The sequence below is a fragment of the Mycoplana sp. ABR4_002 genome (assembly GCF_056159645.1).
In genome coordinates this window covers 2,575,334-2,602,285 of record NZ_JBSWVO010000001.1, presented here as the reverse complement: position 1 = coordinate 2,602,285, position 26,952 = coordinate 2,575,334, and the positions used below count along the sequence as shown (strand labels likewise).

The following is a 26,952-nucleotide window of genomic DNA, read 5'->3' as shown; positions in this document are numbered from 1 at the left end:
ACGCCCTAAATCTCCTGTTTTTTCCACAAGCCAGTGCTTATGGAGTTTAACCCGGCGACGGCGGCAGGGCTACCGCCCCTTCCACACCGGATCGCGTTTCTCGGCGAAGGCGCGGGCCCCCTCCAGCTGGTCTTCACTCGAATAGAGGATGTCCACCGTCTTGAATTGCCGGCGGGTGATCTTGTTCATCGTCGTCTGGAACGCTTCGCCCTCGGCCGCGCGCACGACCTCCTTGATCGCGGCATAGACGAGCGGCGGGCCGCTCTCGAGCAGGCGGGCAAGCTCCCACGCACGCGCCATCAGCCTTTCGGCCGGCAGGATCTCGTTGACGAAACCCCAGCGATGCGCCTCCTGCGCGTCGAGCCAGCGGCCGGTCAGCAGCATGTCCATGGCGATGTGGTAGGGAATGCGCTTGGGCAGCTTGATCGAGGCGGCGTCGGCGACGGTGCCGGAACGGATTTCCGGCAGCGCGAAGGTCGCGTGCTCGGCGGCGAGGATCATGTCGGTCGACAGCGCGATCTCGAGGCCGCCGCCGCAGCAGATGCCGTTGATGGCGGCGATGATCGGCTTGTTCAGGTCACGCAGTTCCTGCATGCCGCCGAAGCCGCCGACGCCGTAGTCGCCGTCGACCGCGTCGCCCGCGGCCGCCGCCTTCAGGTCCCATCCCGGACAGAAGAATTTTTCGCCCGCGCCGGTGATGATGGCGACGCGCAGGCTGTCGTCGTCGCGGAAGTCGCGGAAGATTTCGCCCATGATGCGGCTGGTCACCAGATCGATCGCATTCGCTTTCGGGCGATCGATGGTGACTTCGAGGATGCCGCCTTCGCGGCGCTGTTGGATCGGTCCGGACATGGGCTCACTTCCTCAGACGGATCAGGGCATCGGCTGCGACGACGCCGTCGCCTTGCGGAAGCACCATGATAGGATTGATATCGAGTTCATCGACAATTGAAGCGTTTGAAACGACATAGGATGCCGCCGATGCGACGGCGGCGACGAGCGCCTCCATATCGCCGGGCGCGGTGCCGCGGTAACCGGCGAGCAGCCTTGCAACCTTCAGGCCCGATATCGCCGCGCGGATCGTGGCCTCGTCCGTCGGCAGCGTCAGGATGGCCGAGTCCTCCAGCAGCTCCACCAGAACGCCGCCGGCGCCCACGGTCAGCACCGGACCGGCCACCGGATCGCGCATCGCCCCGACGATCAGTTCGGCGACCGGCCTGCCGACCATTTTCTCGACGAGATAGCCGGAGGCCACATGCGCCATGGCCCCGGCCGCCTCCAGCACCGCGCCGCGCGATTGCAGGTTGAGCCTGACCGCGCCTGCCTCGGTCTTGTGGGCCACGCCGAGTCCCTTGAGCACGACGGGGAAGCCGAGCGCCTCGGCCGCTTGCGCCGCCGCTTCGGCTGTCTCGGCCACGCGGCCCTCGGGCACCGGCAGGCCGTGGTCCGCGAGCGCACGCTTGGCCTCGTGCTCGGTGAGGGTGACGGCCTCGCCAGGGGCGGGACCGACCTTGACCAGCGGCGCTGCCATCGGCTCGGCCCACTTCGCGCCGATCGCCGCGGCCGCTTCGGCGGCCGCCAGTGCTTCCTCGATCCCCATGAAGGGAACGACGCCGTGCGCCATCAGCATCAGTGCGGTTTCCTCCGGCAGGTTTTCGCCCATGCTGGCAACGATGCCGGCGACCGCGCCGGTCGCCCGCGAGGCGTCGATGACGGCGTGGCAGGTGGTCACCCAGTCGGTGGCGTCGCAGCGGTCCTGGCGGGGAAAGTCGAGCACGATCAAGTTCAGCGCGTAGCCGCCCCGCATCATGGCGGAGAAGGCGGCGGTCTGCTTGTCGCGGTTGCCCCAGACGAAGGTGTGGTAGTCGAGCGGGTTGGCGATCGTCACCATCTGCCCGAGGCTCTCGCGCAGCGGCTGGCGCTGGTCGTCGCGCAGCGCCCGGTAGACGGTCCTGCGCTTGACGCCGGCATCGGCCATCAGCGAGGCCTCGCCGCCGGAGCAGCTCATCGAGGAGATGTCGAAGCTCGATAGCGGGCCGTGCAGGTGCAGGAGCTTCAGCGTCTCCAGCAGCTCCGGCAGGGTTTCGACCCGGCCGATGCCGAGGCGCGACAGCAGCGCCGTTGACACGGCGTCGTTGCCCGCGAGCGAGGCGGTGTGCGAGACCGTCGCGAGCTGCGCCTGTTCGGACTTGCCGACCTTGAGCGTCACCACCGGCTTGTTCAGCGCGCGCGCGCGGCGCGCCAGTCGTTCGAGCGATTCGATGCTGTCGAAGCCCTCGATGTGGAGGCCGACGGCGGTGACGCGCGGATCTTCCAGCACCGCGCAGGCAAGATCGCAGAGCCCGGTCTGGGCCTGGTTGCCGGCGGTCAGGATGTAGGCCAGCGGCAGGCCGCGCATCTGCATCGAGATGTTGCAGGCAATGTTGGAGGATTGCGTGAGAATGGCCACGCCCCGCTCGACCCGCACCATGCCGTGCTGGTCGGGCCAGAGCAACGCCCCGTCCAGCATGTTGATGAAGCCGTAGCAGTTGGGGCCGAGGATCGGCATGTCGCCGGCGGCCGCGACCAGCGCCTTCTGCAGGTCGTCGCCATCGGCGAGCTCGGTCACCGCCTCGCGGAAGCCGGAGGCGTAGCAGACCGCGCCGCCCGCGCCGCGGGCGGCGAGATCACGGATGATCTCGATGGTGAGCTGGCGGTTGACGCCGACGAAGGAGGCATCCGGCGCGCCGGGAAGCTCGGCGACGGAGCGATAGCAGCGGCGGCCGTGAATCTCTTCCCTGGTGGGGTGGACCGGCCAGATCTCGCCGGAAAAGCCCATCTTGTCGCATTGCTCGATGACGCGGCCCGCCTCCTTGCCGCCGAAAACGGCGATGGAGCGCGGCCGGATCAGGCGGTCGAGGGAACGTGTCATGTCCGGATCACGCTCCCAGGGGCCGCAGCAGATCGCGGCTGATGATGTGCCGCTGGATCTCGGAGGTGCCGTCCCAGATCCGCTCGACGCGGGCGTCGCGCCAGAAGCGGGCGAGCGGCAGGTCGTCCATCAGGCCCATGCCGCCGTAGATCTGGATCGCCTCGTCGGTGACGCGGGCGAGCATCTCGGTGGCATAGACCTTGGCCGAGGCGATCTCGCGGTTCGACGGCAGGCCCTGGTCGAGGCGCCAGGCGGCCGACAGCGTCAGGAGGTCGGCGGCGTCGATCTCGGTGATCATGTCGGCCAGCTTGAAGGAGACGCCCTGGTTGGCGCCGATCGGCTTGCCGAACTGCTTGCGCTCGGCGGCGTAGTTGAGCGCGTAGTCGAAGGCGCGGCGGGCGCGGCCGACGGAGGTGGCGGCGACCGTGAGCCGCGTCGCATAGAGCCAGTCGTTGGCGACGTCGAAGCCGCGGTGGACCTCGCCGAGGATCTGCGAGGAGGGCAGGCGGCAGTCGTCGAAGGTGAGAATGCAGTTCTTGTAGCCGCGGTGCGAGACGGAGTTGTAGCCGTCGCGGATCTCGAAGCCCGGGGTGCCGCGGTCCACCAGGAAGCAGGTGATCTTCTTCTTCGGGCCGCGCGGCGTCTCCTCCTCGCCGGTGGCGATGAAGACGATGACGAAGTCGGCGATGTCGGCGTGGCTGATGAAGTGCTTGGTGCCGTTGACGATCCAGTCGTCGCCATCCTTGCGGGCGAAGCACTTCATGCCGCGCACGTCCGAGCCGGCATCCGGCTCGGTCATGGCGAGCGCGTCGAACTTGTCGCCGCGCACGGCCGGGATCAGGTACTTCTCGCGCTGCTCGGCGTTGCAGCCCATCAGGATGCCGGAGGGGCGGCCAAAGAACACCGTCAGCGCCATCGAGCCGCGGCCGAGTTCGCGCTCGACCAGCGTGAACGAGGTGTGGTCGAGGCCGGCGCCGCCCACTTCCTCCGGAAAGTTGCAGCCGAAGAACCCGATCTCCTTGCATTTTCGGGCGATTTCCTGGCCCAGTTCCCGCGGCACGAAACCGGTGCGCTCGACTTCGTCCTCGTGCGGATAGATTTCGGTCTCGACGAACGAGCGGACCGTGTCGACGATCATCTGCTGTTCGTCTGTCAATGCGAAGTTCATGGCGTTCTCCCTCGTATTTTCTGCCGGACCGGTGCCGGCCCGCCTTTGCCCGCTGCCGCTCCGTGTCCCCGCCAGGGGAATGGGGCAGCGGCGACGTCTCGCCCGGTTCGCTTTCCTCGAATCGAAGCCGGGCAGTTGCAATCTGGCCGTCGCCCCGCCCTGCGGGATGACGGTCGCCTTTGCTGGATGCGGGGCGTCAGCCCCGATCCGGGGGCTATCGCTTCTGGCCGACGTGCCGGCCGACGCCTTCCGGCGCCGGCAGCTTCGCATGCGCCTTGGCCAGCATCGCCAGCTTGTCGAGTACCTTGCCGTTCGCCGGCGCGGCCTTGCCGGCCTTGCTGTCGACGTGCAGCATCATCTGCTCGGCCGTCGCGACCGCCTCGCCGGTCGCCGCGTCGTAGATCGTCGAGAAGATGTGCAGCCGCTTCTCGTCGTAGGACAGTACCTGGCAGGTCGAGTAGAGCGCGTCGCCGAGCTTGGCCTCGCCGAGGTTCCGGATGTGGGTCTCGACGGTGTAGTAGCTGTGGCCGTCACGAACATAGTCGAGATCGACGCCGATCAGCCGCAGCAGGCCGTCGGAGGTATCGCCGAAGACCTGCAGGTAGCGGTGCTCGGTCATGTGGCCGTTGTAGTCGACCCAGGCGGCGCTGACCCGGGTGTCGACGACACGCAGCGGCTGCTCGCCGCCGAGGTCGGTTTCCGGCTTTTCCGCATTCGCCCAGAGATGCTCCTCGAACTCGGCAAGCAGCTTGCCCGCGCCCCAGCCGCGGCCGTCGTCGCCGGCCTTCAGCGCGTGCATGATGCCGACGAGGTTCTGGTCGCGGATGCGCTCCAGGTCGCGGATGCCGCGGGCGCCGGACTGGGCGTCGGACTGGGAGGCGATCTTCTCGACCAGCTCGTCGTTCAGGTCGACGACGTCGGTCAGCTTGGTCCACGGCCAGGACAGGCAGGGGCCGAACTGGGCGAGGAAGTGACGCATGCCCGCCTCGCCGCCGGCGATGCGATAGGTCTCGAACATGCCCATCTGCGCCCAGCGCATGCCGAACGAGTAGCGGATCACGTCATCGAGCGTCTCGGTGTCGCAGATGTCGTCCTTGATCAGCCACAGGCCCTCGCGCCACACCGCTTCCAGCAGGCGGTCGCCGACGAAGGCCTCGATCTCCTTGTTGATGATCACGCCCTTCATGCCGATCGGCGCGAGTCGCGCCCTGGCCTCTTCGAGCACGGCCCTGGAGGTCTTCTCGCCGCCGACCAGCTCGGCGAGCGGCAGAAGGTACACGGGGTTGTAGGGATGGGCGACGAACAGGCGCTCGGGATGCTTCATGTCGCGCTGCAGGTCGGTCGGCATCAGCCCGGAGGTCGAGGAGCCGATCAGCGCCGCGGGGTCGGCGGCCGCATCGATCTGGGTGAGGACGCCACGCTTCAGTTCCAGCCGCTCGGGCACGCTTTCCTGAATCCAGTCGGCACCTTGCACGGCTTCCTGGATGCTCTTGCTGAAGGTCAGCTTGCCCTTCGGCGGCAGCGGGGCCATCGTCATCATGGCATAGGCGCGCTCGGCATTGGCCATCACCTCGCCGATGATGCGCTCGGCCTCGGGGTGCGGGTCGTACATGTTGACGTCGATGCCGCCGAGGATGAAGCGGGCCGCCCAGGCGCCGCCGATGACGCCGCCGCCGATGCAGGCTGCCTTGTTGATCTTGCTCATATTCGTTCCCACTCGAAATTGTTGCGATGGCCCTGCAGGCACCCGACTCGCGTCCCGGCTCCGGGACCCGGCAAGTGCGTGCGGGAGGACCGGAATGTCAGCGCTTCGTCAGCTTCAGCTTTTCGCGCACCTCGGCCGGACCGATGACGCGGGCGCCCATGTTCTCGATGATCGAGACCGCCTTGTCGACGAGCTGGCCGTTGGTGGCGAACTCGCCCTTGCCGGCATAAAGGTTATCCTCGAGGCCGACGCGGACATTGCCGCCGGCGAGCACGGCCGCGGCCGGGTAGGCCAGCGCGTTGCGGCCGATCGAGAAGGCCGAGAAGGTCCAGCTCTCCGGCACGTTGTTGACCATCGCCATGTAGGTGTTGAGGTCGTCCGGCGCGCCCCACGGAATGCCCATGCAGAGCTGGATCAGCACCGGGTCCTCGATCAGGCCTTCCTCGACCAGCTGCTTGGCGAACCACAGGTGGCCGGTGTCGAACGCCTCGATCTCCGGCCGCACGCCGAGATCGGTCATCTTCCGCGCCATGGCGCGCAGCATCGACGGCGTGTTGGTCATCACGTAGTCGCCGAGCGAGAAGTTCATCGTGCCGCAGTCGAGCGTGCAGATCTCCGGCAGGCATTCGGCGACGTGCGAGACGCGCTCGGTGGCGCCGGCCATGTCGGTGCCGATCTGCTTCAGCGGCAGCGGCTGTTCGACGTCGCCGAAGATCATGTCGCCGCCCATGCCGGCGGTGAGGTTGAGCACGATGTCCACTTCGGCCTGGCGAATGCGGTCGGTGACTTCCTTATAGAGGTCGTTGCGACGCGAGGGGGCGCCGGTCTCCGGATCGCGAACGTGGCAGTGGATGATGGCCGCACCCGCCTTGGCGGCCTCGACGGCTGCTGCGGCGATCTCCTTCGGCGAACGCGGTACGTGACGCGACTTGTTGGCGGTGTCGCCCGATCCGGTCACGGCGCAGGTAATGAAGACATCGCGGTTCATGGCTAGGGGCATTGGTCTCTCCCAGATTTTTCCTTGTGACCATTACGAGCCAAGGAGCGTCGCTTTGCTTTTCATTTTCAGCGATAATCTTTACACTTTGGGAAGATCGAGGGGAGAATTCATCGATGCTGGAGCCGTCGTCCGAAACGCTGGAGATCGACATCCTTGTCTTGCCGGAAACGAACCTGATCCTCGTCGCCTCGCTGATCGAGCCGCTTCGGGCGGCAAACCGGATCTCCGGCCACGACCTTTACCGCTGGCGGATCTTCTCTCCGGACGGAGCGGCCATCGAGACCCGAAGCCGCATCCCCGTGCCGGTCGACGGTCCGTTCCGGCCGGGGCAGGAGACGGCCCCGCTGTTCATCCTGTCGAGCTACCAGTGGGAGCGGAGCGCGACCGCGGGGCTGCGCATGCAGCTGTCGCGCACGGCGCGCCACCGCGCGATGATCGCGGGCATCGAATCGGGCAGCTGGTTGCTGGCGGCCGCCAGCCTGCTCGACGGTCATTCGGTGACGATCCACTGGGAGGACCGGGAGGACTTCGCCGCGGCCTATCCGCACGTCACGGTGCTGCAGGAGCGCTACGTCATCGACGGCAAGCGCATCACCACCGGCGGTTCGCTGCCGACGCTGGACCTGATGCTGGAAATCATCCGCCGGCGCCAGGGCTATTCGCTGGCGCTGGAGGTCTCGCGCCTGTTCATCTACGAGCACGAACGCACCGGCGGGCTGCTGCAGGTGCCGGCGCTCGGCAACATGCGCGTCGCCGACCAGCGCGTCAGCCAGGCGGTGCGGCTGATGGAGGACACGGTCGAGGCGCCGGTCACGCTGGCGCGACTGGCCCGCCGTGTCGGGATCAGCGCCCGCCACCTGCAGGACCTGTTCCAGGAGACGATGGGGGTGGCGCCGCACCAGCACTATCTCGCGCTGCGCCTGAACGCGGCCCGGCGCAAGGTGATCGAGACGAGGCTGGAGTTTGCCGACATCGCGGCGGCCACCGGTTTCAACTCGTCCTCGGCGTTCTCGCGCAGCTACCGGGCACACTATCACGAGAGCCCGACGGAGACGCGGCGCAGGCTGCGGGCGGTGGGCAAGGGGCAGGGCTAGGGATGCCGCGTCCGCACGAGCGGAATGACGGTACTCGACAATCGAGGCGCGCGGGCGCACCTTGCGCAATCCCGCCTGACGGGCCAGCAAGGAGGAACAGGAACGCCGATGCGCCATCGCACCAAGATCCGTGCCGTCCTGGCGGTCTCCGCCGTGCTTGTGGCGGCCTACCTGCTCGTCGCCTACCTCCTCCTTCCGGAAATCTGGATCTTTCGCGACGCGAAGCGCCTCGGCAGTCTCAGCAGCATGGTGACGGTCACGGATGACGACATCCCCGGCGACCCGATCAATGTCGGCCTGGTCGGGACACGGCTGGAGCTGATCCGCGCCTTCGCGGCGGCCGGCTGGGACCCGGCGGACAAGATCACGCTTCGCTCCTCGATCGACATCGGCCTCAGCGTCGTGCTCGACCGCCCCGATCTGGACGCGCCGGTGAGCCCGCTCCTGTTCGAGGGGCGAAAGCAGGACCTGGCCTTCGAGAAGCCGGTCGGAAGCAGTGCCGATGAACGTAACCATGTCCGCTTCTGGCAGACCGAGCGCACCGGCACCGACGGCCGGCCGCTATGGCTGGGGTCGGCGAGCTTCGACCGCGGCGTCGGCGTCAGCCATGACACCGGCCAGATCACGCACCATATCGGCCCGGACATCGACGCCGAACGGGATCTCGTGATCGCCGACCTCGGCAAGGCCGGCGCGCTCACCTCGACCTACGAGATCGAGGGCATCGGCCCGACGCAGGATGGCCGCAACGGCGGCGGCGACCCCTACTTCACCGACGGCAAGGCGCTGGTCGGCGTGCTGGCCGAGGGCAAGACGGACTGACGCGACCCCTCGCGGGGCGGCGGCCGACGGGCGAATTCGCGTGCCGGCTGAATCGCTTGGCGCGGTTCGTTGCGAGGTTGATTCCGCTGCTTCAGCCAAATTGGCAAGGCCGCGCGGGGGACAGGCCGCCGCGCGGCAGGTCGGCGGTCAGATCCTGTCAGGTGCTTGCCAGGGCGAGCCTGGCTCGCGCATCGATGATCTGGGCGGCCGCGTGGGCGGCTTCCTTGCCCTTGATGACGAAGTGGTCGCGGAAGAAGGCTATGTGCGCCTCGCTCTCCTGGAAATGGTGCGGCGTCAGCACGGCGGAGAGAACGGGAACATCGGTGTCGAGGCCGACTCGCACGAGTGCGTCGACGACGGTGCCGGCGACAAAATCGTGGCGGTAGATGCCGCCGTCGACCACGAGGGCGACCCCGAGGATGGCGGAATAGCGGCCGGTGCGTGCCATCGCTTTCGCCTGCAGCGGGATTTCGAGCGCGCCGGGTACATCAATGATCTCGACGTCCGAGGCTCGGCCGCCGAGCGTGGTCCACTCGGCGACGAAGCCGTCGACGCAGCGGTCGACGATTCCGGCGTGCCAGCGCGCGCGGATGACGGCGATCCTGGAGGTGGGATTGGCGGAAATGTTCATGTCTTGGCCTTTCAAGGGTTGTGCCATTTTGCAATGATCCCCTTGGGCGAACACGCAGGACGGCGCGGCCCCGTCTCGGGGCGCTGCCTGCTTGCTCTCTTCCATCCGGACTATTGACCGTCGGCTCCGGCATCGCACCGGATCTGCTGACCCTCCGGCAGAACCGGAGGCGCTCGCGGGCTCCGGGTCCCGCCGCAACCTTGCGCCGCGTGCCCGATACCGCCGGTGGGGAATTCCGCCCCGCCCTGAGAACGATGCGAGCCTATCCTGCCGCGGGCCGTCGATCAAACGCGGCTGCGACGAATAGCACGCGAGTTGCGACAGCGCCGCGAGCGGTGTCCGGACCGCAGCGTTGTCGCATGCTCAATCGCGAATGATCAGCAGGTCGCCGGCGGTGAAGCGCAGCGTCACGGTCTGGCCGACGGTTGGCGCCACCAGGCCGGGACTGTTGAAGGTGTCGAAGGAGATGACGCTGGGACCGACCCGCATGCGGGTGCGGACGACCGAACCGAGAAAGTTGCTGCTGACCACCTGGCCGGTCAGCGCCGTGTCGCCGCTGGCGCCTTCGGCGATCGAGCCGGCCTCCGGGCGCAGCGCAAGCGACACCGTCTCGCCGGCCTTCACCGGACCGAGCGGCTCGCGCAGGGTGACGCTCTGGTCGCCGATCGAGACGCGATTGGCCGCCGGATCGATCACCTTGGCCTCGATCAGGTTCAGCGTGCCGACAAAGGAGGCGACGAAGCGGGTAGCAGGGCGGTTGTAGATTTCCGCTGGCGTGCCGATCTGGTCGGCGCGGCCGGCATTCATCACCACGATCCGGTCGGAGATCGACAACGCCTCCTCCTGGTCATGGGTGACGAAGACCGTGGTGATGCCGAGCTGCTGCTGGATCTGGCGGATTTCCTCGCGCAGCGATACGCGGATCTTGGCGTCGAGCGCCGACAGCGGCTCGTCAAGCAGCAGCACCTGCGGCATCGGGGCCAGCGCGCGGGCGAGCGCCACGCGCTGCTGCTGGCCGCCGGACATCTGGTAGGGATAGCGATCGGCCAGATGCTCCAGCTTGATCAGCCCGAGCATTTCCTTGACGCGTGCCTCGATCTCCTGCTTCGGCCGGCCGGCGACCTTCAGCCCGAAGGCGACGTTGCCGAAGACGTTGAGATTGGGAAAGAGCGCGTAGGCCTGGAACACCATGCCGATGGTGCGCTGGTTGGGCTTCAGCCCGGCCTGGTCCTTGCCGGCCAGTTTGATCGTGCCGCCGCTCGGCGTCTCGAAGCCGGCGATCATCCGCAGGACGGTCGTCTTGCCGCAGCCCGACGGGCCGAGGAAGGAGACGAACTCGCCCTTTTCGATCTCCATGTTGAAGTCGCTGACGACCTGTACCGGCCCGAACGACTTCTGGATGTGGCGGAGAGAGAGAAACGTCATGTGGATTGATTCCTCAGGCCTTTGCGGGCGCGGTTTTCTGAAGGCGGGAGACGAGCTGGATCAGCGCCAGGCAGCCCCAGGTGATGACAAACGCGATGACTGACAGCGCGAACGGCTCGTAGGGCTTGTTGGCGCCGATACGCTGCAGGTAGGGGCCGAAGGCGGGCCGGTCGAGCAGGGCGGCCAGGGTGAATTCGCCGATGACGATCGCGAAGGTCAGGAAGGCGCCGGACAGCACGGCGGGCAGGACATTGGGCAGGATCACCCGGCCGAGAATGGTGATCCAGCCGGCGCCGAGGCTCTGGGCCGCTTCGGTCAGCGTGGCGACGTCGATGGTGCGCAGACCGGTGTCGACGGCGCGGTACATGTAGGGCAGCGCCAGGATCGTATAGCCCAGGGCCAACAGCAGGTTGGTGCCGAATACCGAACCGGTCAGCGGCAACCAGCTGGAGGTGTTGTAGAGCCGGATATAGCCGAAGACGATGACGATTGCCGGTATCACCAGCGGCAGCAGCGTCAGGAACTCGACGTAGGGCCGCGCCCGGGGCATCTTCAGCCGCACCCAGAAGGCCGTCGGCACGACGATCAGGATGCCAATGACGATCGTCACCAGCGCCATGACGACGGAGTAGGAGAACGTCGCCTGGAATTCCGGGTCGGCCAGCACGCGGGCATAGGCGTCGAAGCTGTAGACCCCGCGCCGGGCCTTGAGCGAGAACTCGAACAGGCCGCTGAGCGGGATGAAGAAGTAGAGCAGGCCGACGATCAGCGCCACCCAGCCGGCGATGCGTGCCCAGACGCTCATTTCAGCCACCTTTCGGCGCGCACCCGCAGCCAGATATAGAGGACGTTGGCGACGGCGGTGACGACGATCATGCCGAAGGCCATGGCATAGCCGAGATTGGGGTTGCCGAGGACGTCGCCACGGATCTGGGCGAACAGCTGGATCGGCACGATGTTGAGGCCCGAGCCGGTGAGCGCATAGGCAGTGGCGACGGCACCGAAGGCGTTGGCGAACAGCAGCGCGAAGGTGCCGAGCAGCGAGGGAAACAGGATCGGCAGGGCGACCATGCGCCAGTACTGCAGGGCGCTGGCGCCGAGGATCGCGGCAGCCTCGCGCCACTCGCGCCGCAGGCCTTCCAGCGCCGGCGCGATGATCAGGATCATCAGCGGGATCTGGAAAAACAGGTAGGTGACGGTCAGACCCCAGAAGCTCAGGATGTTGAAGCCGAGATCGCGCTGCAGCACGATGCCGAAGTTCTGGCGCAGCAGCACGCTGACGAGGCCGACCGGGCCGAAGGTGGCAAGGAAGGCGAAGGCCAGCGGCACGCCGGCGAAGTTCGACGCGACCCCGGAAAACGTCATCAGCGGCGACTTGATCCAGCGGGGGACCGCGCCGAACACGACGGCGGCCGCCATGGCAAAGCCGATCAGGCTGCCGAGCGCAGCCGAGGCGAAGGAAATCTTGATCGAGATCCAGTAGCTCGATGGAATCGTGCCGCTGTTCAGGTCGATGATGTTCTGCAGCGTGAAGGAACCGTCGCGCGTCTGGAACGCGCCGATGACGATGTGGATCGTCGGCAGCACCAGGAACATCGTGATGAAGACCACGAAGGGCAGCAGGCCCAGCCATGTGAGCGGAAGTCGCAGTCGATGCTTGCTTGGCACTTTTCTCATCGTTCCGGTCGCTGCCGGTCGGTCCGGCTCAATATCGGTCAACAGGATCTGGAAATGGCGGGCCCCGACCCGAAGAATCGGGCCGGGGCCGCGTCTCGTGCGTCCGCCTTACTGGACGTTGGCGCCGACGACGGCGTCCCAGCCGCCGGTGACGACGGCCTTGTTGGCGTTCTGCTCTTCCACGGTCGGGAAGACGGCCGCCTCGTAGCTTTCAGCCGGCGGCAGGGCGTCGATCAGCTCCTGCGGGACCTTGCCGGCCTTGACCATGGCGTTGAAGCGGGCCGGGTGGCAGTAGCCCTTGAGCCACAGGTTCTGGCCTTCGTCCGAGTAGAGGTACTCCATCCACAGCTTGGCGGCGTTCGGATGCGGTGCGTAGGCGGAGATGCCCTGGACGTAGACGCCGGCGAGCACGCCGGACTTCGGAACGACGACCTCGACCGGCGGGTTGTCCTTCAGTTCGTCGCGCCATGCCAGCGCGTTGTAGTCCCAGGCGACCGAGATCGGCGTTGCACCCTGGGCAATGGTGCCCGCCTTGGCGATGACCGGTACGAAGTTGCCGGCCTTGTTCAGTTCGGCGAAGAACTCAAGGCCGGCCTTGCCGGATTCCTCACCCGGCTTGGCGCCCTTGGACAAACCGGCAGCCAAAACGGCGAGGATGGCCTGGTTGGACGAAAGGGGAGGGCCGGCGAGCGCGACCTGTCCGGCATATTCCGGCTTCAGCAGGTCGGCCCAGTCGGTCGGGGTGTTCTCGACGAGGTCCTTGTTCACGATGAACGACAGCACGCCGTAGTAGTCGCCGTACCAGTAGCCGTCGGCGTCCTTGACGTTGTCCGGGATCTCGTCCCAGGTCGAGACCTTGTACGGCTGCAGCAGCCCCTCTTCCTTCATCTGCGGGCCGAAGGCGAGGCCGACGTCGACGACGTCCGGCGCCTGCGGACCCTTGTTGTCCTTGTTGGCCTTGATGGCCTCGACCTCGTCGGCCGAGCCGGCGTCCGGGTTCAGCTCGTTGACCTGGATTTCCGGGTACTTGGCCTTGAAGCCGGCGATCACGTCGCCATAGCCGCACCAGCTGTGGGGCAGGGCGATGGTGGTCAGCATGCCTTCCTTCTTCGCGGCCTCGATCAGTTCCGCGCTCGGTTCGGCAGCGGCAACAGCCGTGCAGGCCACGAGGATGGCCGTAGAGAGCGATAGCAGTCGGCGGGTATGTGACATCACGGGTGTTCTCCTTTTGTGTGCCAGTCAACTTCGGCGAAGCTGATAGCGGTGCGGTATGAAGCTTATGTGACAGTTTTTAAACGATTTTTCCGCTCCAATTGGGTTATCCCCCGACCTTGCGGCAGTATCAGAGAGGCCTGCGGAAGAGCTTGCTTGCCTCGAGCAGTCCCTCGAGCGATTTCATCCGGTCTCGTGTTTCTCCCCAGTTTGCGCTTTGCACGGCTTCGATCAGGGCTTCGACGACGAAAAGCGTGACGACAGACGAATCCCAGGCGGACGGCGCCTCGATGTGGATACGGAAGACATGCGTGGCCAGCTTCGAAATCGGCGACGCCCACTGGTCGGTGAACAGCACCAGCTCGACGCCGCGCTCGCGGGCGATGCGCGCGAAGGTCTCCATCTCCTGCTCGTAGCGCCGGATGTCGAAGACCACGATGATGTCGCCGGCCTTCATGTTGAGAACGTAGTGCGGCCAGGCACTGGGATTGGAGGCGAGCTGGGTGACGTTCGGGCGGATCACCTGCAAATGGGTGAACAGGTAGTCCGCCAGCGCCTTGGTGATCCGCCCGCCCACGACATAGACGCTGCGCTTGCGGTCGGCGATCATCGCGGCCGCGCCGTCGAAGTCCGCGGTTTCGACCTGCGAAAGGGTCTGTCGCAGGTTGGCCAGGATCGCTTCGGCGAAGCGGTTGAGGATGTGGGTGCCCGGGGCGTTCGCCGCCCAGCGGTCATGCTTGGCGATCGGGTTCGACAGCGTCGCTTCGAGTTCCTGGTGCAGGTGCGACTGGAAGTCGGGGAAACCGCGATAGCCGAGCTTCTGCACCATGCGGGCGACCGTCGGGGTCGACACGCCGGCGTTCTCCGCCACCGTGGTAATGCTGCCAAGGCCGGACACGGGATAATTGTCCAGCAGCGATGCCGCCAACTGCCGCTCGGCACGCGTCAGCGCGTCGTAATGCGCGTTGATCACGTCGGACACCGTCATGGATGCCTGATTCAACGACAATCTGTTCCCCAATCTGCCGCTCTTTGGCGACCTTGGGCGAAATTAAAATCACTGTCACAATTCGTGTCAAATGGTTTTTTGAAAAGATAGTTTCATTGCTGGTTGACAGAACGGAGCGAGTGAAGAATTCTCTTCATCAGTCTAGAATTGGCCGTTCGAGGGGACCGGCTGCATGGAAATCCTGACCGAAAACGAAGGCGATCCTGTCGCCGTCGAGAATGTCAACGGACACAGCCGGTTCGTGCTGGTCTGCGAGCATGCCTCGCTGCGGATGCCCCAACGGTTGGGGACGCTTGGGCTGTCGCCGGAGGCGCTCGGAAGCCACATTGCATGGGACCCGGGGGCGCTTTCGGTCTCGCGCCTGATGGGAAGGAGCCTCGACGCCACGCTGGTTCATCAGCGGTTCTCCCGACTTGCCTACGACTGCAATCGCCCGCCGGAATCGCCGGGGGCGATGCCGGAGACGAGCGAGATCTACCCGGTGCCGGGCAACCGGTCGCTGTCGCAGGCCGAGCGCGCGGCGCGCGCCGCGGCGCTCTATTTTCCCTTTCGCGACCGTGTCGCCGACCTCGTCCGCGCACGCATGGCCGCGGGGCGGGCGCCGATCCTTGTTACGGTCCACAGCTTCACGCCGGTCTATTTCGGCAAGCAGCGATCCGTCGAGGTCGGCATCCTGCATGACGACGACAGCCGGCTGGCCGACCTGATGCTGGCGGCCGCAGGGCGGTCGAAGCTGTTCGACACGCGCCGCAACGAGCCCTATGGGCCGCAGGACGGCGTGACGCATACCCTGCAGGTGCATGGGCTCGCCAATGGCCTGTTGAATGTGATGATCGAGGTCCGAAACGACCTGATCGGGGATGAGGTCAGCCAGGGCGTCATGGCTGACTATCTGACGGGGCTGCTGCTGGAAAGCGTGCCGCTCACGTCGCAGACATAGGATCGCGGCGCGCTGGGCTGCGGGCGAGGTCAGTTCGCAAGCGCCGCGGGACGCCGGCGCTTCCGCATTGCAGTTCCGGCCGCCGGAGGCGGCGGCCACACTCTGTTCATAGGACCGAAATCATGAGCGCAAGTTACACGTTCGAGCAACTGAAGAAGGATGTCGCCGAGGGGCGCATCGACACGGTTCTGGCCTGCCAGGTCGACATGCAGGGTCGCCTGATGGGCAAGCGGTTCCATGCCCAGTTCTTCGTCGACGGCGCTTACGAGGAGACGCATTGCTGCAACTACCTGCTGGCCACCGACATGGAGATGGAGACCGTCTCGGGCTACCGCTCGACCAGCTGGGAGGCGGGCTACGGCGACTACACGATGAAGCCGGACCTTTCGACGCTGCGGCGCATCCCCTGGCTCGAAGGCACGGCGCTGGTGCTGTGCGACATGCTCGACCACGCCACCCACCAGGAGGTTCCGCACTCGCCGCGCGCGGTGTTGAAGCGGCAGATCAAGCGGCTGGAGGCTATGGGGCTGAAGGCCTACATGGCGAGCGAGCTGGAGTTCTTCCTGTTCGACCAGACCTATGACGACGCGCGCGACAGCGGCTATCGCGACCTGCGCCGCATCAGCAGCTACAACGAGGACTACCACATCTTCCAGACGACCAAGGAAGAGGACGTGATGCGGGCGATCCGCAACGGCCTGCAGGGCGCCGGCATCCCGGTCGAGAACTCCAAGGGCGAGGCCTCGGCCGGCCAGGAGGAGATCAATGTGCGTTACGCCGACGCGCTGACCATGGCCGACCGGCACGCGATCATCAAGAACGCCTGCAAGGAGATCGCCTGGTCGCGCGGCAAGGCGATCACCTTCCTCGCCAAATGGAACTACGACGCGGCCGGCTCGTCCTCGCACCTGCACCAGTCGCTGTGGAGCCTCGACGGCAAGACGTCGAAGTTCTACGACCCGGAGGGCAAGTACGGCATGTCCGAGATGATGCGGTGCTACGTGGCGGGGCTCCTGAACCATGCCAGCGAGATCACCTATTTCCTGGCGCCCTACATCAATTCCTACAAGCGCTTCATGGCCGGCACCTTCGCCCCGACCAAGGCGGTCTGGAGCAAGGACAACCGCACCGCCGGCTACCGGCTGTGCGGCGAGGGGACGAAGGCGGTCCGCATCGAGTGCCGCGTCGGCGGCTCCGACCTCAATCCCTATCTCGCCATGGCGGCGCTGCTGGCGGCCGGCATCGCCGGCATCGAGGGCAAGCTGGAGCTCGAGGCGCCGTTCGTCGGCGACGCCTATGGCGGCAAGGGCATCCGCGAGATACCCAAGACCCTGCGCGAGGCCACCGAGTTCATGACGAAGTCGACGATGCTGCGCGAGGCCTTCGGCGAGGACGTCATCGATCACTACACCCGCGCCGCCCAATGGGAGCAGGAGGAGTACGACCGTCGCGTTACCGACTGGGAGGTGGCGCGCGGCTTCGAGAGGGCTTAAGGGTTTCTTAGCATATCCGCTCGCCCGGCCCCCGCCGACAGGGAGGCCGGGCCTTGCTGGTCGGCCCGTCGATGGGCCCGGTAAACGGCCCGTCCATGCGGGCAGGGCGGAGCACGGCAGTCATTTGCGCCGTGTCGGACGTTTCATGCAACCGATAGGAAGACGATCATGACCGTGATCAAATGCATCTCACCCGTCGACGGCTCGGTCTATGCCGAGCGCGAGGCGATCTCCCTCGAGGCGGCCAAGGACGTCGTCGCGCGGGCGCGCAAGGCGCAGAAGGCCTGGGCGAAGCGTCCGCTCGAGGATCGCGTCCAGCTCGTGCTGAAGGGCGTTGCACGCCTCAACGAGATGACCGACGAGGTCGTGCCGGAACTGGCCTGGCAGATGGGTCGTCCGGTGCGCTACGGCGGCGAGTTCAAGGGCTTCAACGAGCGCTCGAACTACGTCGCCGACATCGCCGGCTCCTCGCTCGCCCCGCTCGTGATCGAGGAAAGTGACCGCTTCGAGCGCCGCATCGAGCGCGAGCCGCACGGCGTCGTCTTCGTCATCGCCCCGTGGAACTATCCCTACATGACGGCGATCAACACGATCGCGCCGGCGCTGATGGCGGGCAACGCCGTGGTGATCAAGCACGCCGCGCAGACGCTGCTCGTCGGCGAGCGGATGGTGCGCGCCTTCCTCGAAGCGGGCGTTCCCGATGGCGTATTCCAGAACGTCTTCCTCGATCACGACACCACCTCGGCGCTGATCGCCGCAAAGAGCTTCGACTTCGTCAACTTCACCGGTTCGGTCGAGGGCGGCCGGGCGATCGAGCGCGCGGCGGCCGGCACCTTCACGCCGCTCGGCCTCGAACTGGGCGGCAAGGATCCGGGCTACGTCATGGCGGACGCGGACCTCGACGCCGCCGTCGACACGCTGATGGACGGCGCCACCTACAATTCGGGCCAGTGCTGCTGCGGAATCGAGCGCATCTACGTGCACGAATCGCTCTACGACGCGTTCGTCGAGAAGTCGGTCGCCTGGGTGTCGAACTACAAGCTCGGCAATCCGCTCGACCCGGACACCACGCTCGGGCCGATGGCCAACAAGCGTTTTGCATCCGCCGTGCGCGCGCAGGTCGCCGACGCCGTCTCGCGCGGCGCCAAGGCGCTGATCGACCCGAAGCTCTTCCCGCAGGACGACGGCGGCGCCTATCTCGCCCCGCAGATCCTGGTCGACGTCGACCACTCGATGGAGTTCATGACGGAAGAGACCTTCGGCCCGGCGGTCGGCATCATGAAGGTCCGGAGCGACGCAGAGGCGCTCGAGCTGATGAATGACTGCAAGTACGGCCTTACCGTCTCGCTCTGGACCAAGGATGCCGAGCGCGCCGCCCGCATCGGCCGGGAGCTCGAGACTGGCACCGTGTTCATGAACCGGGCCGACTATCTCGATCCCGCGCTCTGCTGGACGGGCGTGAAGGAGACCGGCCGCGGCGGCTCCTTGTCCGTCATCGGCTTCCACAACCTCACCCGTCCGAAGTCCTACCATTTCAGGAAAGCACTCGCATGACCATCACCGCCAACTGGAGCTACCCGACCGCGATCAAGTTCGGGGCCGGGCGCATCAAGGAACTCGCCGATCACTGCAAGGCGGTCGGCATGAAGCGGCCGCTGCTCGTCACCGATCGCGGCCTTGCGCCGATGGCGATCACCCAGAACGCGCTCGACATCCTCGACGCCGCCGGTCTCGGCCGGGCGATCTTCGCCGAGGTCGACCCGAACCCGAACGACAAGAACCTCGAGGCCGGCGTCAAGGCCTTCAAGGACGGCGGTCACGACGGCGTCGTCGCCTTCGGTGGCGGCTCCGGCCTCGACCTTGGCAAGGCGGTCGCCTTCATGGTCGGCCAGACGCGCCCGGTCTGGGACTTCGAGGACGTCGGCGACTGGTGGACGCGCGCCAATTCCGACGGCATCGCGCCGATCGTCGCCGTCCCGACGACGGCCGGCACCGGTTCCGAGGTTGGCCGCGCCAGCGTCATCACCAATTCCGAGACGCACACGAAGAAGGTGATCTTCCACCCGAAGTTCCTGCCGTCGGTGACGATCTGCGACCCGGAACTGACGGTCGGTATGCCGAAGACGATTACCGCCGGCACCGGCATGGACGCGTTCGCCCATTGCCTCGAAGCCTATTGCTCGCCGTTCTACCATCCGATGAGCCAGGGCATCGCGCTGGAGGGCATGCGGCTGGTGAAGGAGTTCCTGCCGCGCGCCTACGCGGAGGGCGGCGATATCGAGGCCCGCGCCAACATGATGTCGGCAGCGGCGATGGGGGCGGTCGCCTTCCAGAAGGGGCTCGGCGCGATCCACTCGCTGTCGCACCCGGTCGGGGCGATCTACAACACCCATCACGGCATGACCAATGCTGTCGTCATGCCGCCGGTGCTGCGGTTCAACCGCTCCGCCATCGACGGCCGGATCGCCAGCGCAGCAGCCTATCTCGGCATCCCGGGCGGCTTCGACGGCTTCTACGATTACGTCCTGCGGCTGCGCTCGGAACTCGGCGTTCCGGACAAGCTTTCCGCCCTCGGCGTCGGTACCGACCGGGTCGACGAGATGGCGGAGATGGCGATCGTCGACCCGACCGCGGGCGGCAATCCGGTGGAACTGACGCGCGAGGCGGCGCGGAAGTTGTTTGTCGAGTGCATCTGAGCCGTTGTCCGGCCTCGCCGATCACCGAACCCGGGGCACGGCCCCGGGTTTTTTCGTCTTTGCGGCATCAGGTAAGTCCCCCAAAACCGGCCCGCGGAGCTGAACCAAAAGAGCGAAACACGCCTTTTCGCTCCTCCAGGCGATGCCCGCGCTTTGTCGCAGCCACGCCATGGGGCATCGCCGGCTGGCTGCTGCCAATGGCGATCCGCCGATCGAGAGATCCAACGTTCGTTCAGTCTCCGGACACGCCTACTGAACGCACAACAATGAGCCACGCGATCAGCACCACAACAAAGGGGAACCACAGCCAGGCGCACCAGTCCCATAGATGCGGGCCGCGGAGAGTTGCGTAGAGAAGGAGAGACCATTTCAGGTCTGGTGGCTTTTGCTACCGAACGCTTCGTCTTTATGGGCATAAGTGGAGAAATGCGCGGCCCGGGCCTGTCATCGACTTGTCATATTTTTGACGTCACCGACACAATGCTAAGCGATTCTTAACCAGCATTTGGAACGCTGTTCGGTGGCCCTCCAAATGCGGGAGGGGCGGCTCGATCACTGGCGGGCCGGAACTGGAAGACTGATGGCCGTCGTTGCGATTGCGAATGCGAAGGGTGGGTCCGGCAAGACGACGGCGGCCGTGCTTCTGGCAACTGAACTGGCAAATTCTGGCTCCAAGGTCGTCATCCTCGACTGCGATCCGCTCCGCCTGGCGGCCGACTGGGTCGACCGCGCCGGCGCGAGCGGGACAATCTCGGTCGTCACCGATGTCACCGCGGCGAACCTGCCGGGCTATCTGAGGGCCTTCCACAGACCGGACTGCGAGATCATCATCGACCTCTCGGCCGCAAGGGACGTGCTCGTCGCGCTGGCGCTGGGCGTGTGCGACCTGGCGCTGATCGCGGTCCAGGGCAGCGCGATGGACGCGCGCGGCGCGGTCCAGGTTCTGGAACTGATCCAGTTCATCGAGGCCAACGCGCGCAGCCGGATCAATCGCGCCGTGGTTCTGTCGCGCGTCAATCCCCTTGTCACCACGCACTCGCTCAGCAAGGTCCGCGACCTGTTGCTGCTGCGCGGCATGCCGATGATCGAGACGCCGATCGTCGAACGGGCGGCCTTCCGGCAGATGTTCGAGCGGGCCGGCACGCTCTATACCGTCGAGGGCGATCGCAACGCCGTGGCCCTCGAAAAGGCCCGGGCCAACATGCAGGCCTTCGCCCGCGACGTGATGAGGCGCGCCGCCGGGGCGGGGCGGGCGGACGCCGGACCCTATGCCCGCATGTGCTACCAGCGTGAAGCCGACGCAGCTGTCGAGGAGCGAGAGCTTCTCCCGGTCCGGCAGGCGGCCGCTAGATAACGCCGCGCCCCGCCGGTTCGCGGCAAGGCTCTTTGCAGTTTGTTAACCATCTTTTGAAAGGTTCGGTTAACCAGGTGCCGACCGCTTCGCATTGCCGGAGCGGCAGGGCTCGCGTCGCAAAAATGAGGAAATGACATGCCCGTAATTTCGTTCGCCAACGCAAAGGGGGGCGCGGGCAAGACCACGGCTGCCCTCATTCTCGCGACCGAGCTGGCGGCCCAGGGATATCGCGTCACCATTCTCGACGCAGATCCGCAGCGCTGGATCAGCGGCTGGCACGAACTGACCGGCCCGCAGCGGAACCTGACGGTGATCTCGGAAGTGTCGATGGGGTCGCTGCAGTCGCACATCCGCGAGAGCCGCGATGCGACCGACTATTTCATTGTCGACCTTGCCGGCGCGCGCGACGCGCTGGTGGCGACCGCGATCGGCCTGTCCGACCATGTGATGATCCCGGTGCAGGGCTGTGCCATGGATGCGCGCGGCGCCGCCCAGATCCTGGAACTGCTGCAGCAGCTCGATCAGCGCGCCGGGGTGCGCATCGCCCACTCGGTTGTCCTCACCCGCATGAGCGCGGTCGTCACCACGCGCGCCATGGGCGCGATCAAGCAGGTGCTGGCCGAGCGCGGCGTTGCCGTGCTCGACACGACGATCGCCGAGCGTGCCGCCTTCCGTGACATCTTCGACTGTGGCGGCACCTTGCGGACGATGGATCCGAACCGCGTGTCGAACCTGGAAAAGGCGCGCGAGAATGCCCGGCTGTTTGCCGAGGAGGTGCTCTGGCGCGTCCCCGCACGCCGTGCCGCCTCGTCGATCGCGCGCAGCCTGCAGGCGCGCGCCCGCGCCGCCTGACGCTTGGCCAAGGCTGGCCTTTTGTTGGCCGCAACAGCCGCTGCCTCCGCGCGGTCGACCCTTGCGGAGGTCTTCGCATGTCGGCCCGAACCTGACAAACCGCAAATCCGGCTGCGACCAAATGAACCGCAGCCAATGGCGCAGCGGCCCATCCTGCCTAACCAAGCGTTTACCATGCCGGTTTACGTGTTGCCGGGAGCCGAAATCGAGGCAGGGCGCCATGCGAGGCGCCGACCGGCCGCAGCGTACCGGGCGGCAGGCCGTTTTCGGACATGGGCGATCTCTACCCGCAACACCCCAAGGGGCATGGAACAGTCAATGAGCGCAGTCACACCCACCTCCGGCAACAACCACGATCTCGACCGTCGCCTGGGCTACCTTGGCCTCGATGCGGGCGCCCGCAAGGAGCTGCGCTCGCTCAAGCCGCTGCTCGCAAAGGAACTCGCGCCGGCCCTCGACCGGTTCTACGCGGTTGTCCGCAACAGCCCCGAAGTGAGCCGGCTCTTCTCCGGCGATGCGCACATGTCCAAGGCGAAAAGCGCGCAACTCGGCCACTGGGACAAGATCTGGAACGCCGACTTCAACTCCGACTATGCCGAAAAGGTTCTCGCCATCGGCAGGGTCCATGCGCGCATCGGGCTCGAGCCGCGCTGGTATGTCGGCGGCTACGCGCTGATCGTCGAGCACCTTCTGACCGCCGCGTTGAAGGAGCTGTGGCCGAAGCCGGGCCTGTTCTCGCGCCAGGAAACCTCCGCGGCGGCGGCAGCTGCCAAGCTGTCGAGCCTGATCAAGGCCGTCTTTCTCGACATGGATCTCTCGATCTCGGTCTACATGGATGCCTCGGATGTAACCAAGCAGCAGGCGGTGCAGGCCCAGGTGGTGGCCGAAGAGCGCAAGCTTGTCAGCGACAGCTTCGGCGCGGCGCTGAAGCGCATCGCCGCCGGCGACCTGACGGCACGGATCGAGGGCGACCTGCCGGATGCCTATGAGGCGCTGCGCGCGGACTTCAACCATGCCGTCTCCGCGCTTGGCGAGGCGATCGGCCAGATCAATGCCGGCGCCAGCTCGATCAATGTCAGCGTGCAGGAGATCGCCGCGGCCTCCGACGACCTCGCCCGGCGTACCGAGCGCCAGGCGGCCAATCTCGAGGAGACTGCCGCCGCCGTGGAGGAGGTCACGACCACGGTGCGCCAGACGGCGAAGAGCGCGGACGAGGCGAACGCGCTGGTGTCGGCGGCGCGCGGCAATGCCGAACGCAGCGGCGAGGTGGTCGAGCAGGCGATCACCGCCATGCAGGACATCCAGCAGTCCTCGGCCAGCATCGCCAACATCATCGAGGTGATCGACGAGATCGCCTTCCAGACCAACCTTCTGGCGCTCAACGCCGGCATCGAGGCGGCCCGCGCCGGCGAGGCCGGCCGCGGCTTTGCCGTCGTCGCCTCGGAGGTGCGGGCGCTGGCACAGCGCTGCGCCGACGCGGCCAAGGACATTCAGGACCTGATCGCCCGTTCGCACGGTCAGGTCGAGGGCGGCGTGCGCTCGGTCAACGAGGTCGCCCAGTCGCTGCGCCAGATCGTGTCACAGGTGGTCGAGGTCAGCTCGGTCTTTGCCGCGATCCACGCGAGCACGGCAGAGCAGGCGACCGGCCTGCAGGCCGTCAACCAGGCGATCAACGCGATGGACCAGATCACCCAGCAGAACGCCTCGATGGTGGAGCAGGCCAATGCCGCGAGCCAGGCGCTCTCCAAGGATGCCGCCGCGATCGCCCAGCGGCTCAGTGCCTTCCGCACCAGCGGCCAGGCCGTTGCCGCTGTTTCGATGGGCTACGTCAGGGCCGCCTGACCGGCGCTGCGGGCAGGGCGCCGCGTCCCCGGCGCCTTCACCCGCTCCGTGCTGCGCGACATGATGGCAAAGAAAAGCGCCGGCCCGGGGGGCGGCGCTTTTCGCATTGGACGCGTGCGACGCTCAATCGACGAATTCGACCGTGACGCCGGGCGAGGCCATCTTGGCCAGCTCGGTTGCGTCCCAATTGGTCAGGCGGATGCAGCCGTGGCTCTGGGTCTTTCCGATCTTCGAGGGATCGGGCGTGCCGTGGATGCCGTAGGTGGGCTTCGACAACGCCATCCAGATCGTGCCGACCGGGCCGTTCGGGCCGGGCTGCAGCGTCAGGATCCTGTCGTTGGCGCCCTGCTGGAAATTGATCTTGGGGTTGTAGGTATAGTTCGGGTTGAAGGCGATGCGCTCGACCGTCACCGTGCCCGAAGGCGAGGGCGTGGCGTCCGAGCCGATGCTGGCCGGGTAGGCGGCGATCAGGTCGCCGGCCTCGTCATAGGCCAGCACCTGCTTGCGTCCCTTGTCGGCGAGGATCCGGGCGACCTTGCCCTTCTTCTGGGAGCCGACATTGACGACCTTGATGATCGTGCCGGGGATGGAGAAGTCGACGCCCGGGTTCATCTCTTTCAGGTAGGCCTCGTCCATGTGGAAGCGCTCGGCCAGCATCTCCGCCGTCGAGGTGTAGGACAAGGCCGGCAGCGCGGCCTTGTGGGCGTAGTCATCCGGGATTGCGGCGACATAGGGTCCGGCCGCGTCGGCGGCGGTGATCTCGTAGGTGGTGAAGGGCAGGCCGCCGTTCAGGCGCAAACGCTCTACGATGGCCTCGGTGTCGTTGGGGTCGAGCGTCTCCCCGCTTGCGGCCTGCCAGGCCTCGATCGCCTTCGTCACGTTGGAACCCTTCCGGCCGTCGATGACGCCCGGCGAAAACCCCTCGCGATCGAGCAGCACCTGCAGCGCGGTCACCTCGGCGGACGACTTTCTACCGATCGCGATTGCGGACGGAAAGCGCGGCCCGGGGACGAATTCGCCGTCGAGCGGCTGGTCCGGCAGTGCGGCCATGTCGTTGCTATCCCAACTCTGCTGCGGTTGCTCGCCATCGTAATAGCCGTCGTTGGGCAATGGTTCCGGCAGGGCGGAGCGGTCGACCGTGCCGGGCCCGCGAAAGGCGGGTACGGAGCCGGTGGTCAGGTCGTCGCGATAGTCGTCCGGGGGCGGGGGGAAATAGTCGCGCGCGGTCTCGGGAAAACCCTCGACCGGGCGATAGCGGTCGCGGCGATAGTCGCGCTGCTCGTAGCGCTGGAAATAGCGGTCGGCCGGCATCGCCGTGGCAATGAGGTTGCCCCAGGAGTCGACGTAAACCCGGCGCCCGTTGCGGTCGCGGCCCACCCGCACGCTACCGTCAGCGGGGATGTAGTCGAGAATGTCGCCCTCCGGCGTCACCAGCAGCATCTCCGCCCGGCGTTCGCCGAAGAAGGTCTGGGCGCCCGCGGGCGAAGCCGCCAGAAGCGTCGCCAGTGCCAACAGGGAAATGCTTGTTTTGAAAACGGAATTCACGGAATCTACCTGTCGTCAATACGGTTTCCGGGACGTGGCATCGAATTTCGACGTTAATATGGAAAAGGTGAAGCCAAGGTTAACAGAACCCTAACAATCCATCACCCTTCCGTGCGCCGGCCGTCAGCGCGAGCGCCCCGCGGCCTGCAATGGAAGAACGTAGCATATTCGGGACGGGTTCCCGCAGGCTGATTGGTCAAGGCGATTCCGCATCGGACGACGGTGCGCTAGCATGGCCGCAAACCGATTCCGGGAGAAATCATGACCCTCGCATTGACCGCCGAGAATGGCGAGCACAGCTTCGACATCGCGCTGGACCCGCAGTCCGCGCTCGACCTCCGTGATGCGATCTTTCGCGGGATCAACCTCGCCCCGGGAGCGGCGGTCCCGTCGGACGGCGATCCGCGTATCGACCGGGCTCTGCCGGGTTTCCTGTTCACCTGCGGTCCGGATCACATCCGCCATCCAGAACCGGTCGAGGGCGCGGCCGACGGCCGGCGGTATCCGCTGCACGGCTCGCTGTCCTCGCATCGGGCCAAGGACGTCCTGTTCGAGGAGGACGAGGGGGAGGTCGTCTGCTCGGCGCGGGTGCCGATCGGCCTCGCCAACGGCGGGACCGCAGAGATGAAACGGCTCTGGCGCGCCGACCGCAATACCGGTCACATCACCCTGGACGACACCGTGACGAATACCGGCGAGCGTCCGTGGCCGCCGGTGGCGATGTACCACATCAACTTCAACACGCGGTTGTTCGACGAGAACACCCGGCTCGCCGGGGCGATGCTGGAGGGGGGAAGCCTGCCCTGGCGGTTCGGCGAGGGCGACATGCGCATCTTCTGCGTGTCCGCGGCCGCGACCGCGCAGCACGGCTGGGCGGACATCGCGATCGGGCCGATCGCTGTGCTGGGCGGGCGCAGCCTGCACGTGCGCTTCCGCGTCGATACGCTGCCCTACCTGCAGGTCTGGCGCAACCAGTCGCCGGGCTGCCACGTGCTGGGGCTGGAGCCGGTGACGCACAGGCTGGCCACCAGGCAGGAACTGATCGCCTCGGGCGAGATGGCGGATTTCGCGCCGGGCGAACGGGTCGGTTACGGGCTTTCGTTCGAATTGCGATAGCGGCGGGCCGGCATCGGCGCCGATTGACGACCGATGCCGAGGGGCCTACACCCAAGGCCAACGAATTTCAGCAAGGGCAAGCACCATGGACATCCGCGCGATCAACGACGAGTACTCGGTCTCGGGCCAGATCACGGTCGAGGATCTGGACGAGGTCAAGGCGATGGGCTTCAGGTCGATCGTCTGTCACCGGCCGGACCATGAAGCCCCGGACCAGCCGGAGTTCTCGCAGATCGCGACGCGTGCGAACGAACTGGGCCTCGACGTCGCCCACATCCCGGTCGGCCCGATGGGCGTGACGGCGGACGCGGTGCGCGACATGGTCGATGCGCTCGACGAATTGCCGCGGCCGATGCTCGGCTACTGCCGTTCCGGCGCCCGCTCGACCAACATCTACGCCCAGACGCTGCACATCCGCGGCTGACCCTGCGCGGTTGCGGGGTGCGGCCGGTTTTCGGCG

Annotated in this window: 23 protein-coding genes and 1 riboswitch; of the genes, 11 read left to right on the top strand and 12 right to left on the bottom strand. The window is 66.5% G+C overall.

The features are described 5' to 3' along the window. Nucleotides 1-69: 69 nt before the first annotated feature. The 5 genes from ACXAGF_RS12500 to bcoG form a co-directional block, all read right to left on the bottom strand. On the bottom strand, nucleotides 70-852 hold the full coding sequence (locus ACXAGF_RS12500; protein WP_475017485.1) for a carnitinyl-CoA dehydratase: 783 nt from the start codon (nucleotides 850-852) through the stop codon (nucleotides 70-72). 4 nt (nucleotides 853-856) lie between these two features. Further along, nucleotides 857-2,911: an acetate--CoA ligase family protein gene (locus ACXAGF_RS12495; RefSeq protein WP_475017484.1), complete on the bottom strand. Its 2,055-nt coding sequence runs from the start codon at nucleotides 2,909-2,911 to the stop codon at nucleotides 857-859. A 7-nt stretch (nucleotides 2,912-2,918) separates the two neighbouring features. Next, entirely contained in the window at nucleotides 2,919-4,079 is a 1,161-nt protein-coding gene (locus ACXAGF_RS12490) for an acyl-CoA dehydrogenase family protein (RefSeq protein WP_475017483.1), read from the bottom strand. Between the two features lie 214 nt (nucleotides 4,080-4,293). Beyond that, nucleotides 4,294-5,784, bottom strand: a complete 1,491-nt coding sequence (locus ACXAGF_RS12485) for a carnitine 3-dehydrogenase (protein ID WP_475017480.1) — start codon at nucleotides 5,782-5,784, stop codon at nucleotides 4,294-4,296. Nucleotides 5,785-5,881: 97 nt separating this feature from the next. After that, a complete protein-coding gene (gene bcoG, locus ACXAGF_RS12480; protein WP_475017479.1) occupies nucleotides 5,882-6,784 on the bottom strand; it encodes a 3-dehydrocarnitine:acetyl-CoA trimethylamine transferase BcoG in 903 nt (300 codons plus the stop codon). Between the two features lie 113 nt (nucleotides 6,785-6,897). On the opposite strand from bcoG, the gene ACXAGF_RS12475 reads away from it, so the two are divergent. Together ACXAGF_RS12475 and ACXAGF_RS12470 are read left to right on the top strand one after the other, a co-directional pair. Then, nucleotides 6,898-7,878: a GlxA family transcriptional regulator gene (locus ACXAGF_RS12475; RefSeq protein ID WP_475017477.1), complete on the top strand. Its 981-nt coding sequence runs from the start codon at nucleotides 6,898-6,900 to the stop codon at nucleotides 7,876-7,878. A gap of 108 nt (nucleotides 7,879-7,986) precedes the next feature. Beyond that, nucleotides 7,987-8,700: an LssY C-terminal domain-containing protein gene (locus ACXAGF_RS12470; protein ID WP_475017476.1), complete on the top strand. Its 714-nt coding sequence runs from the start codon at nucleotides 7,987-7,989 to the stop codon at nucleotides 8,698-8,700. A 157-nt stretch (nucleotides 8,701-8,857) separates the two neighbouring features. Here ACXAGF_RS12470 and ACXAGF_RS12465 read toward each other — a convergent pair whose 3' ends face one another. From ACXAGF_RS12465 to ACXAGF_RS12440, 6 genes are all read right to left on the bottom strand, one after another. After that, nucleotides 8,858-9,331: a 6,7-dimethyl-8-ribityllumazine synthase gene (locus ACXAGF_RS12465; protein ID WP_475017474.1), complete on the bottom strand. Its 474-nt coding sequence runs from the start codon at nucleotides 9,329-9,331 to the stop codon at nucleotides 8,858-8,860. A gap of 89 nt (nucleotides 9,332-9,420) precedes the next feature. Next, nucleotides 9,421-9,588, bottom strand: a riboswitch (FMN riboswitch). A 106-nt stretch (nucleotides 9,589-9,694) separates the two neighbouring features. After that, nucleotides 9,695-10,756, bottom strand: a complete 1,062-nt coding sequence (locus ACXAGF_RS12460; RefSeq protein ID WP_475017473.1) for an ABC transporter ATP-binding protein — start codon at nucleotides 10,754-10,756, stop codon at nucleotides 9,695-9,697. A 13-nt stretch (nucleotides 10,757-10,769) separates the two neighbouring features. Continuing rightward, nucleotides 10,770-11,561, bottom strand: a complete 792-nt coding sequence (locus tag ACXAGF_RS12455; RefSeq protein WP_475017472.1) for an ABC transporter permease — start codon at nucleotides 11,559-11,561, stop codon at nucleotides 10,770-10,772. Continuing rightward, nucleotides 11,558-12,433, bottom strand: coding sequence for an ABC transporter permease (locus tag ACXAGF_RS12450; protein WP_475017470.1), 876 nt, complete (start codon nucleotides 12,431-12,433; stop codon nucleotides 11,558-11,560). The genes ACXAGF_RS12455 and ACXAGF_RS12450 overlap by 4 nt, the downstream gene beginning before the upstream one ends. Before the next feature lie 108 nt (nucleotides 12,434-12,541). Continuing rightward, on the bottom strand, nucleotides 12,542-13,648 hold the full coding sequence (locus ACXAGF_RS12445; protein ID WP_475017468.1) for an ABC transporter substrate-binding protein: 1,107 nt from the start codon (nucleotides 13,646-13,648) through the stop codon (nucleotides 12,542-12,544). 127 nt (nucleotides 13,649-13,775) lie between these two features. Continuing rightward, on the bottom strand, nucleotides 13,776-14,633 hold the full coding sequence (locus tag ACXAGF_RS12440) for a MurR/RpiR family transcriptional regulator (protein WP_475019275.1): 858 nt from the start codon (nucleotides 14,631-14,633) through the stop codon (nucleotides 13,776-13,778). Between the two features lie 193 nt (nucleotides 14,634-14,826). Here ACXAGF_RS12440 and ACXAGF_RS12435 point away from each other — a divergent pair, with 193 nt between their 5' ends. From ACXAGF_RS12435 to ACXAGF_RS12405, 7 genes are all read left to right on the top strand, one after another. Beyond that, nucleotides 14,827-15,594 carry an N-formylglutamate amidohydrolase gene (locus ACXAGF_RS12435; RefSeq protein ID WP_475017466.1) on the top strand — a complete coding sequence of 256 codons (768 nt, stop codon included), beginning with the start codon at nucleotides 14,827-14,829 and terminating at the stop codon, nucleotides 15,592-15,594. Nucleotides 15,595-15,716: 122 nt separating this feature from the next. Continuing rightward, a complete protein-coding gene (locus ACXAGF_RS12430; protein WP_475017464.1) occupies nucleotides 15,717-17,087 on the top strand; it encodes a glutamine synthetase family protein in 1,371 nt (456 codons plus the stop codon). Nucleotides 17,088-17,255: 168 nt separating this feature from the next. Further along, nucleotides 17,256-18,641, top strand: a complete 1,386-nt coding sequence (locus ACXAGF_RS12425; RefSeq protein WP_475017463.1) for an aldehyde dehydrogenase family protein — start codon at nucleotides 17,256-17,258, stop codon at nucleotides 18,639-18,641. Continuing rightward, nucleotides 18,638-19,783 (top strand): iron-containing alcohol dehydrogenase, encoded by a 1,146-nt coding sequence (locus tag ACXAGF_RS12420; protein WP_475017461.1) that lies wholly within the window; start codon nucleotides 18,638-18,640, stop codon nucleotides 19,781-19,783. Before ACXAGF_RS12425 ends, ACXAGF_RS12420 begins: the two co-directional genes overlap by 4 nt. 580 nt (nucleotides 19,784-20,363) lie before the next feature. After that, nucleotides 20,364-21,137, top strand: coding sequence for an AAA family ATPase (locus ACXAGF_RS12415; RefSeq protein WP_475017459.1), 774 nt, complete (start codon nucleotides 20,364-20,366; stop codon nucleotides 21,135-21,137). 135 nt (nucleotides 21,138-21,272) lie between these two features. Further along, nucleotides 21,273-21,989, top strand: coding sequence for an AAA family ATPase (locus ACXAGF_RS12410; protein ID WP_475017457.1), 717 nt, complete (start codon nucleotides 21,273-21,275; stop codon nucleotides 21,987-21,989). A 318-nt stretch (nucleotides 21,990-22,307) separates the two neighbouring features. After that, the gene (locus ACXAGF_RS12405; protein ID WP_475017456.1) at nucleotides 22,308-23,831 is read left to right on the top strand and encodes a methyl-accepting chemotaxis protein; all 1,524 of its coding nucleotides are present in this window, start codon (nucleotides 22,308-22,310) and stop codon (nucleotides 23,829-23,831) included. Nucleotides 23,832-23,954: 123 nt separating this feature from the next. On the opposite strand, the gene ACXAGF_RS12400 is transcribed toward ACXAGF_RS12405, so the two are convergent. Continuing rightward, nucleotides 23,955-25,271: a L,D-transpeptidase family protein gene (locus ACXAGF_RS12400; protein WP_475019274.1), complete on the bottom strand. Its 1,317-nt coding sequence runs from the start codon at nucleotides 25,269-25,271 to the stop codon at nucleotides 23,955-23,957. A 366-nt stretch (nucleotides 25,272-25,637) separates the two neighbouring features. Between ACXAGF_RS12400 and ACXAGF_RS12395 the strand changes: the two genes are divergently transcribed. Next, a complete protein-coding gene (locus tag ACXAGF_RS12395) occupies nucleotides 25,638-26,492 on the top strand; it encodes a DUF4432 family protein (protein ID WP_475017454.1) in 855 nt (284 codons plus the stop codon). An 85-nt stretch (nucleotides 26,493-26,577) separates the two neighbouring features. Next, nucleotides 26,578-26,916 carry a protein tyrosine phosphatase family protein gene (locus ACXAGF_RS12390; RefSeq protein WP_475017452.1) on the top strand — a complete coding sequence of 113 codons (339 nt, stop codon included), beginning with the start codon at nucleotides 26,578-26,580 and terminating at the stop codon, nucleotides 26,914-26,916. Nucleotides 26,917-26,952: the final 36 nt, after the last annotated feature.

Bases quoted from the DNA above. Each gene is read 5' to 3' on its own strand.
- ACXAGF_RS12500 (WP_475017485.1), bottom strand. From the start codon at position 852: ATGTCCGGACCGATCCAACAGCGCCGCGAAGGCGGCATCCTCGAAGTC.
- ACXAGF_RS12495 (WP_475017484.1), bottom strand. From the start codon at position 2,911: ATGACACGTTCCCTCGACCGCCTGATCCGGCCGCGCTCCATCGCCGTT.
- ACXAGF_RS12490 (WP_475017483.1), bottom strand. From the start codon at position 4,079: ATGAACTTCGCATTGACAGACGAACAGCAGATGATCGTCGACACGGTC.
- ACXAGF_RS12485 (WP_475017480.1), bottom strand. From the start codon at position 5,784: ATGAGCAAGATCAACAAGGCAGCCTGCATCGGCGGCGGCGTCATCGGC.
- bcoG (WP_475017479.1), bottom strand. From the start codon at position 6,784: ATGCCCCTAGCCATGAACCGCGATGTCTTCATTACCTGCGCCGTGACC.
- ACXAGF_RS12475 (WP_475017477.1), top strand. From the start codon at position 6,898: ATGCTGGAGCCGTCGTCCGAAACGCTGGAGATCGACATCCTTGTCTTG.
- ACXAGF_RS12470 (WP_475017476.1), top strand. From the start codon at position 7,987: ATGCGCCATCGCACCAAGATCCGTGCCGTCCTGGCGGTCTCCGCCGTG.
- ACXAGF_RS12465 (WP_475017474.1), bottom strand. From the start codon at position 9,331: ATGAACATTTCCGCCAATCCCACCTCCAGGATCGCCGTCATCCGCGCG.
- ACXAGF_RS12460 (WP_475017473.1), bottom strand. From the start codon at position 10,756: ATGACGTTTCTCTCTCTCCGCCACATCCAGAAGTCGTTCGGGCCGGTA.
- ACXAGF_RS12455 (WP_475017472.1), bottom strand. From the start codon at position 11,561: ATGAGCGTCTGGGCACGCATCGCCGGCTGGGTGGCGCTGATCGTCGGC.
- ACXAGF_RS12450 (WP_475017470.1), bottom strand. From the start codon at position 12,433: ATGAGAAAAGTGCCAAGCAAGCATCGACTGCGACTTCCGCTCACATGG.
- ACXAGF_RS12440 (WP_475019275.1), bottom strand. From the start codon at position 14,633: ATGACGGTGTCCGACGTGATCAACGCGCATTACGACGCGCTGACGCGT.
- ACXAGF_RS12435 (WP_475017466.1), top strand. From the start codon at position 14,827: ATGGAAATCCTGACCGAAAACGAAGGCGATCCTGTCGCCGTCGAGAAT.
- ACXAGF_RS12430 (WP_475017464.1), top strand. From the start codon at position 15,717: ATGAGCGCAAGTTACACGTTCGAGCAACTGAAGAAGGATGTCGCCGAG.
- ACXAGF_RS12425 (WP_475017463.1), top strand. From the start codon at position 17,256: ATGACCGTGATCAAATGCATCTCACCCGTCGACGGCTCGGTCTATGCC.
- ACXAGF_RS12420 (WP_475017461.1), top strand. From the start codon at position 18,638: ATGACCATCACCGCCAACTGGAGCTACCCGACCGCGATCAAGTTCGGG.
- ACXAGF_RS12415 (WP_475017459.1), top strand. From the start codon at position 20,364: ATGGCCGTCGTTGCGATTGCGAATGCGAAGGGTGGGTCCGGCAAGACG.
- ACXAGF_RS12410 (WP_475017457.1), top strand. From the start codon at position 21,273: ATGCCCGTAATTTCGTTCGCCAACGCAAAGGGGGGCGCGGGCAAGACC.
- ACXAGF_RS12405 (WP_475017456.1), top strand. From the start codon at position 22,308: ATGAGCGCAGTCACACCCACCTCCGGCAACAACCACGATCTCGACCGT.
- ACXAGF_RS12400 (WP_475019274.1), bottom strand. From the start codon at position 25,271: ATGCTGCTGGTGACGCCGGAGGGCGACATTCTCGACTACATCCCCGCT.
- ACXAGF_RS12395 (WP_475017454.1), top strand. From the start codon at position 25,638: ATGACCCTCGCATTGACCGCCGAGAATGGCGAGCACAGCTTCGACATC.
- ACXAGF_RS12390 (WP_475017452.1), top strand. From the start codon at position 26,578: ATGGACATCCGCGCGATCAACGACGAGTACTCGGTCTCGGGCCAGATC.